This window comes from uncultured Planktosalinus sp. (assembly GCF_963973675.1).
Classification (GTDB): Bacteria; Bacteroidota; Bacteroidia; order Flavobacteriales; family Flavobacteriaceae; genus Planktosalinus.
Genome location: NZ_CAXBAN010000475.1, coordinates 1 through 1,626, shown reverse-complemented (window position 1 = coordinate 1,626; position 1,626 = coordinate 1). Strand labels below are relative to the sequence as shown.

Sequence of the window (1,626 nt, the reverse complement as noted above, 5' to 3'; positions counted from 1 at the left end):
TTTCACCGATGCCGAAAGAAAAACGGGTGTAGATATTGGTCTGATCACTTTGTACAAGCCCGGAAGTAAGAATGGTTTTGGTGATTATTTCGACATGGGCCAAGATGAGTTTGAAGATGGAAGTGGATTAATGTCATATAACGCTATACGTGATGTTGTTGAGAGGTATGTCAACTCTGTTAAGCTATATGATGAAGTTTTGGAAAACGCCGTTAAAATGAATGCTCTTTCCGGTATGTTGGGTGTTAAGTCCGTTTCATTCACTTGCACCCAAAAAGAGAAACCCCTTAAACGGGAGGAATTTATCAAGGGGCTTCAGAAATCTTCATGGAAATGGATATTCGATAAAATGAACATGGGAAGGTTTATGACCAAAAACTTAAAAGAGGAAATAAACAATTTCGTGGAGACCCAACAAAACGTTCCGTTCACCATGAAGAACATTTATAAAATGATGGATCTGGTGGTACAGACACACGGGCAGAGAATGGATAGGGCCATTATTGAGATTTTCGATAAACTGACCCAACACTACCATGAAAATAGATACAATGTTGAGGGATGGAAAACCAACTCACATTATCTAGTTAACAAAAAATTCATTCTAAACAGTGTTACGGAAGTTGGTTGGAACGGTGAAATGAAGATAAACTACAATTGGGGTGCAGAGCAATTGGACGATATGATAAAGGCACTTTGCTATTTAACAGGAGAGTCGTATGAACAATCACTTTATATATGGTCGCATAAAAAACCTCTTGAATGGGGAAAATGGTTCGACTACAAGTTTTTTGAGATGAAAGGATACAAGAAAGGAACTGTACACGTCAAATTCAAGGATGAAAAGGTATGGGCTTTATTTAATAGAAAAGTTGCTGAAATAAAAGGCTATCCACTACCGGAAGCAGCCTAAAAATAACGGCAGCGGCTTGCAAACAAATATGAACCTTAAATACAAATCGGTTTGTTTTGAAAATTCTAGCTACCGCAACACCGCTGCCTTAATACTAAACATTATGAGAGAAATAAAATTTAGGGTTTGGGATAATGTTGACTATATGTCCAACCCTTTTACATTACAAGATTTACAGAAAGGTAAAATTGGATTTACTGACGAGTGTAAAGTGATGGAATACACCGGCCTAAAGGACACAATGATGTTAAAATTAGGTCATTCATTTAATATGGAAGTAATCGGAAACATACACGAACAACCGGAACTGATAAAATATTAACCAGGAGTCGAGATAAACCACCGCCTCCTTAAAAACTAAGAACTATGAAAATAGAAATAAAAGTAAAAAAAGAAGTAGAAGTAACTCATTTACTAATTGAGGCAAAGCCTCGTTATTGGGAAGATACTGAAGTAAACGGTATTTCAGATGAAAACGGAGACCTGATACCATGCCGTTCAGATGATATATGGTCGCCAAAGATAAATTTGGAGACAGGTATAATAATTGACTGGCCTATTGGAACAGAGGCTAATATCCATTACAAAGTATGTGATTCAGGTGAATATTGGATTTTAGACACAAATAGTGAAAAATTGATAAAAGCCAAAGGCTATTACGTTCCTAATTTTTTAGCAATTGATGATAATGGATTTGGAGATTATATCATTAT

The 1,626-nt window shown here is 36.2% G+C and carries 3 protein-coding genes; all 3 read left to right on the top strand.

The genetic code is table 11. The annotated features are described in order from the left end of the window. The coding region (locus tag AACY61_RS13485; RefSeq protein WP_339612101.1) for a DUF4942 domain-containing protein at positions 1 to 913 on the top strand (913 nt) is incomplete at its 5' end. Between the two features lie 103 nt (positions 914 to 1,016). Next, positions 1,017 to 1,235 (top strand): hypothetical protein, encoded by a 219-nt coding sequence (locus AACY61_RS13480; RefSeq protein ID WP_339612100.1) that lies wholly within the window; start codon positions 1,017 to 1,019, stop codon positions 1,233 to 1,235. A 44-nt stretch (positions 1,236 to 1,279) separates the two neighbouring features. Beyond that, on the top strand, positions 1,280 to 1,626 hold a 347-nt coding region (locus AACY61_RS13475), incomplete at its 3' end, for a hypothetical protein (protein WP_339612099.1).